4 protein-coding genes and 1 pseudogene are annotated in these 4,016 nt (G+C 38.2%); 1 reads left to right on the top strand and 4 read right to left on the bottom strand.

Annotation, left to right across the window (positions count from 1 at the left end; all coding sequences use genetic code 11):
* Positions 1-528 precede the first annotated feature (528 nt).
* Genes H5115_RS19890 through rph form a run of 3 tightly spaced genes read right to left on the bottom strand, consistent with a single transcriptional unit; the run spans position 529 to position 2,342 of the window.
* A complete protein-coding gene (locus tag H5115_RS19890; protein WP_002958892.1) occupies positions 529-909 on the bottom strand; it encodes a diacylglycerol kinase in 381 nt (126 codons plus the stop codon).
* A 56-nt stretch (positions 910-965) separates the two neighbouring features.
* On the bottom strand, positions 966-1,610 hold the full coding sequence (pyrE, locus tag H5115_RS19885) for an orotate phosphoribosyltransferase (RefSeq protein ID WP_002958891.1): 645 nt from the start codon (positions 1,608-1,610) through the stop codon (positions 966-968).
* Positions 1,611-1,628: 18 nt separating this feature from the next.
* Positions 1,629-2,342 (bottom strand): ribonuclease PH, encoded by a 714-nt coding sequence (rph, locus tag H5115_RS19880; RefSeq protein ID WP_002958890.1) that lies wholly within the window; start codon positions 2,340-2,342, stop codon positions 1,629-1,631.
* 179 nt (positions 2,343-2,521) lie between these two features.
* On the opposite strand from rph, the gene H5115_RS19875 reads away from it, so the two are divergent.
* Positions 2,522-3,382 carry a YicC/YloC family endoribonuclease gene (locus H5115_RS19875; RefSeq protein WP_138488390.1) on the top strand — a complete coding sequence of 287 codons (861 nt, stop codon included), beginning with the start codon at positions 2,522-2,524 and terminating at the stop codon, positions 3,380-3,382.
* A 504-nt stretch (positions 3,383-3,886) separates the two neighbouring features.
* Here the strand turns inward: H5115_RS19875 and H5115_RS19870 are convergent.
* Positions 3,887-4,016, bottom strand: a pseudogene (locus H5115_RS19870) (elongation factor Tu); the annotation flags it as partial.

Below are 4,016 nucleotides of genomic sequence, written 5' to 3'. Positions count from 1 at the left end.
TTCTGAATTTTTTAATATCTTTCGATATTGAATTGACTGTGCCGAATAATTACCGAAATAATTATTCTGTTGGTCACTCAGTTTTCAATTGAGACTCTAATTTGTTTGCCTCGCTACCTAAGTAGCTTAGCTGTTAGAACTCAATCTGCACGAGTGCCCACACAGATGATTGCTTTATATTGTTAAAGAACGTTGCGATTATAAAGTTGAACTTTATCTCGCTAGGGCTGCGCATGTTACGCTTTCCTATTTTTTTGTCAACACTTAAATTTAAACTTTCTAAAAAGATTCAATCTAAGTTTTACTTAACACCCTGAGTTGTTCGTGCCTCGCTATGCGTTGCTGTTTCCCGTCTCAGTGGGGTCGCATTATAGGGAGATCCGAAAACAGATCAACCCTTTTTTGAAGAAAACTTGAAATAATGTGCTGTTCGCTGAGAATTTGAGCTAAACACGTTAAAAATACAACATAACCATCAAATTATTAACAACTAACGAGGTTCAAACCTATTTTATATTAGAAGTAGAGTTAAACGATCTTCATATAGAGGCTTACACCCCAGATGATCAATACGATCGTTAATGAAAGTGTTACGGCTGCAGATCCCATATCTTTGGCCCTACCTGACAATACATGTAACTCTGTACTTACTCGATCTGTTAATGCTTCAATGGCGGAGTTTAGTAATTCAACTATTAATATAATAAGCAGTGAGCTAATTAGTATTGCCCAGTGTAATAGTGATGAAGCAAGCCAAAATGAAATAGGAAATAATATAAGGCTTAATAGTAGCTCTTGCCTAAATGCTGCTTCTTCTTTAAATGCTGCTTTAAAGCCAAGGTAAGAGCAATAGGTTGCTTTGAAAACACGCTTGAGGCCTAAGCCATTCGGTTTTAATACATCTTTCATTAATAAACTCTATGAATGAAGGTCAAAATAAAGCCCCGCACTGCGAGGCTTTTTATTTATGCTACGCCGTATTGATCACGGTAAGCTTTAACTGAGGCTAAATGCTCATCCATTGTGCCTTGGCTTTCAAGGTAACTGATAAGATCAGCTAATTTTACAATTGAAATCACTTTGGTATTAAAGTCACGCTCAACTTCTTGAATAGCTGATAATTCAGCTTTACCCTTTTCTTGGCGATCTAACGCAATTAAAACACCACTAAGGTCAGCACCATTTTGTGCAATGATTTCCATCGACTCACGAATCGCAGTACCTGCAGTAATTACATCGTCAACTAGCATAATTTTGCCATTGAGTTCTGAGCCTACTAATGTGCCGCCTTCACCGTGTGCTTTTTTCTCTTTACGATTAAAACAGTAAGGTACATCTTTATCATGATGATCCGCTAAGGCAACCGCTGTTGTTGTCGCTATTGGAATACCTTTGTACGCAGGACCAAATAATACATCGTACTCTATAGCAGAATCTTCGAGTGCCGATGCATAAAAGCGACCTAAACGCGCTAAGTCTCGACCAGTATTAAACAAACCAGCATTAAAAAAGTAAGGACTTGTGCGTCCAGACTTTAATGTAAACTCACCAAATTTTAACACCTGCTTCTCTAGAGCAAATTCTATAAACTCTTTTTGATAATCTTTCATATCTTGTGGCCTACCTATTTATGCTAATGCTTGCTTTTGTACGTCAATAATTTCGCGAATAGAATGTTTAGCTAAAGTAAGTAACTCATCTAGCTCATCAAACGAGAAAGGTTCGCCTTCAGCTGTACCTTGAATTTCAATAATTTTACCTGTTTCGGTTAAAATTACGTTCATATCAGTCTCTGCTGCTGAATCTTCAATGTATTCTAAATCGCTAATTGCTTGGCCTTTGTAAATACCAACTGAAATAGCTGCAATCATATGTTTAAGTGGGTTTGAATTAATCATACCTTTTGCACGCATATGCGTTAGTGCATCAACAAGTGCAACACATGCACCACTTATAGAAGCAGTACGTGTACCGCCATCAGCTTGAATAACGTCACAGTCAATGGTGATTGTGTTCTCGCCAAGTGCTTTTAAATCAACAGCCGCACGAAGTGCACGTGCAATTAAGCGTTGAATTTCCATAGTACGACCGCCCTGCTTACCACGTGCAGCTTCTCGAGCATTACGCGTATGCGTTGCTCGCGGTAACATACCGTATTCAGCATTGATCCAACCTTTACCCTGACCTTTCATGAAACGAGGAACGCCCGATTCAACAGTAGCTGTACAAAGTACTTTGGTGTTACCAAACTCAACAAGTACTGAGCCTTCAGCATGCAAAGTATAATTACGTGTAAATGTAACAGGTCTAATTTGGTTAGGTGTTCTTTCGCTTGGACGCATTGACGATCCCCTTAATTCAGAATTTGCGACATTATAAGTGTATGTGGGTATAGATACCATGTTGATTTAAATAAATAGCTGTATGCAAAATATTCAGTGTTTTAAATTTTCCCTAGAGCTTAAGCAGTGTTACGGTATAATCATCATAATATTGTATTTATAAATTTAGGAAAATATCCATGATCCACAGTATGACAGCTTATGCGCGTCGCGAAATAAAAGGCGATTGGGGTACTGGCACTTGGGAAGTTCGCTCAGTAAACCAGCGTTACCTTGAAACATTTATACGCGCACCAGAGCAATTTCGTGGCATGGAGCCAGTTATTCGTGAGCGTTTACGCAAACACTTACAACGCGGTAAAGTTGAGGTCTTTTTAAAGTTTGTGGCAAATCCTGCCCACGTTGGCGAGCTATCAATTAACCAAGCACTTGCTGAACAACTAATAAATAGCGCTAAATGGGTTCAACAACAAAGTAATGGTGATATTAACCCTGTTGATATATTACGTTGGCCTGGCGTTATGGAAGCAGAAGAGCTTGATATGGATAGCGTTAATACAGCATTAATAGCTGGTCTTGATCAAGTAATCGAAGATTTTAAATCTGCACGTGGCGATGAAGGTGCAAACCTTGAAGAAATGATAGCAATACGCCTTGATGCAATTCTAGAGCAAGTAGAAATTGTAGAAACGCATATGCCTGAGATTGCTAAATGGCAACGTGAAAAACTTGCTCAAAAGCTAGAAGACTTAGCAGCAAACATTGACGAGTCACGCCTTGAACAAGAACTTATTTATCTTGCTCAAAAACAAGATGTAGCTGAAGAACTAGATCGCTTAAAGTCTCACGTTAAAGAAACTAAAAAAATCCTTAAAAAAGGAGGCGCATGTGGCCGCCGCTTAGATTTTATGATGCAAGAATTTAATCGTGAAGCTAACACGCTAGCGTCTAAGTCTATCAATAGTGACATCACTACTGCCGCTGTAGAGCTAAAAGTACTAATTGAACAAATGAGAGAACAAATTCAAAATATTGAATAGTTTTCAGCTAAGTATGACACATTTATAACTTATCAAAACCCGAGCTTAGCTCGGGTTTTTAGTAATACCACTAATAATACTTTGAGTATTGTTACCAAGTATCTTCACCTAAGGTTAAAGCGGCATCTTATACCAATCTGTAATAATACTTAATCATTTTGCGGGGCTAAACGTGTCGCTACCTGTGTTAAAAAATTCTCAATTAAAACAACTAAATAGCGAATTTTTTGCCTAGCTATCCACACGTTTTTCCATCCTCAAAATAGATCACTTAATTAAGCGTATTGGTATTAAATCGTACTTTATTTTAGACATTAAAAAGCCCGAGACTAAGCTCGGGCTTTTTGGTAATAATTAGCTAGGCTAATAATTACGCTTTGAACGTTTCTACAACGCACCTACGCCTAAAGTAAGAACACCACCTTCATATGACACTTTATTTTAGACATTAAAAAACCCGAGACTAAGCTCGGGCTTTTTGGTAATAATTAGCTAGGCTAATAATTACGCTACGATAGTTGCTACAACACCAGCACCTACAGTACGACCACCTTCACGGATAGCAAAACGAAGACCTTCATCCATCGCGATTGGTGCGATTAGAGTTACTGTCATCTTGATGTTATCACCAGGC

It is taken from the genome of Pseudoalteromonas sp. SR44-2, from assembly GCF_014163745.1.
Classification (GTDB): domain Bacteria; phylum Pseudomonadota; class Gammaproteobacteria; order Enterobacterales; family Alteromonadaceae; genus Pseudoalteromonas; species Pseudoalteromonas distincta.
The sequence above is the reverse complement of the archived record's forward strand: the minus strand, read 5'-3'. Positions and strand labels throughout refer to the sequence as shown.

What these genes read in the sequence shown, in the direction of transcription:
- H5115_RS19890 (WP_002958892.1), bottom strand. Translation starts at nt 909, where the DNA reads ATGAAAGATGTATTAAAACCGAATGGCTTAGGCCTCAAGCGTGTTTTC.
- H5115_RS19875 (WP_138488390.1), top strand. Translation starts at nt 2,522, where the DNA reads ATGATCCACAGTATGACAGCTTATGCGCGTCGCGAAATAAAAGGCGAT.
- rph (WP_002958890.1), bottom strand. Translation starts at nt 2,342, where the DNA reads ATGCGTCCAAGCGAAAGAACACCTAACCAAATTAGACCTGTTACATTT.
- pyrE (WP_002958891.1), bottom strand. Translation starts at nt 1,610, where the DNA reads ATGAAAGATTATCAAAAAGAGTTTATAGAATTTGCTCTAGAGAAGCAG.